Genomic DNA, 1,191 nt, shown 5'->3' with positions numbered 1-1,191 from the left:
ATGGCCAAGGCAAAGTTTGAGCGTAACAAGCCGCACTGCAACATTGGTACGATTGGTCACGTTGACCATGGCAAGACGTCTTTGACGGCAGCGATCACGAAGGTGCTGGCGGAAAGCGGCGGCGCGTCGTTCACGGCCTATGACCAGATCGACAAGGCGCCGGAAGAGAAGGCGCGCGGCATCACGATCTCGACCAGCCATGTCGAGTACGAGACGGCGAACCGCCACTATGCGCATGTCGACTGCCCCGGCCACGCCGACTATGTGAAGAACATGATCACCGGTGCCGCCCAGATGGACGGCGCGATCCTGGTTGTGTCGGCCGCTGACGGCCCGATGCCGCAGACGCGCGAGCACATCCTGCTGGCCCGCCAGGTCGGCGTGCCGTCGCTGGTCGTGTTCATGAACAAGTGCGACATGGTGGACGACGCCGAACTGCTCGACCTGGTCGAGCTGGAAGTGCGCGAGCTGCTGTCGAAGTATGATTTCCCGGGCGACGACATCCCGATCGTGCGCGGTTCGGCGCTGGCTGCCCTTGAGGACAGCAACAAGGACCTGGGCCACGACGCCATCCTGAAGCTGATGGCCGAAGTCGACCGCTACATCCCGCAGCCGGAGCGTCCCAAGGACAAGCCGTTCCTGATGCCGGTGGAAGACGTGTTCTCGATCTCGGGCCGCGGCACGGTTGTGACCGGTCGCGTCGAGCGCGGCATCGTCAAGGTCGGTGAGGAAGTCGAGATCGTTGGTCTGAAGGCCACCGTGAAGACCACCGTGACCGGCGTTGAAATGTTCCGCAAGCTGCTGGACAGCGGCGAGGCTGGCGACAACATCGGCGCGCTGCTGCGCGGCGTGCAGCGTGAGGACGTCGAGCGCGGCCAGGTTCTGGCCAAGCCGGGTTCGATCACCCCGCACACCAAGTTCAAGGCCGAAGCCTACATCCTGACCAAGGAAGAGGGTGGCCGTCATACCCCGTTCTTCACCAACTACCGCCCGCAGTTCTACTTCCGCACCACCGACGTGACCGGTGTTGTGGCGCTGCCGGCCGGCGTCGAGATGGTGATGCCGGGCGACAACGTGTCGATGGATGTCGAGCTGATCGCGCCGATCGCGATGGATGAAGGCCTGCGCTTCGCGATCCGCGAAGGCGGCCGCACCGTCGGCGCCGGCGTCGTCGCCAAGGTCATCGCGTAA

1 protein-coding gene is annotated in these 1,191 nt (G+C 64.1%); it reads left to right on the top strand.

The window, feature by feature from the left end:
- Positions 1-1,191: an elongation factor Tu gene (tuf, locus tag AC1ROT_RS22235; protein WP_492973784.1), complete on the top strand. Its 1,191-nt coding sequence runs from the start codon at positions 1-3 to the stop codon at positions 1,189-1,191.

The sequence above is a fragment of the Ferrovibrio sp. GW821-FHT12E11 genome (genome assembly GCF_058806975.1).
The sequence above is the reverse complement of the archived record's forward strand: the minus strand, read 5'-3'. Positions and strand labels throughout refer to the sequence as shown.

Bases quoted from the DNA above. Each gene is read 5' to 3' on its own strand.
- tuf (WP_492973784.1), top strand. From the start codon at position 1: ATGGCCAAGGCAAAGTTTGAGCGTAACAAGCCGCACTGCAACATTGGT.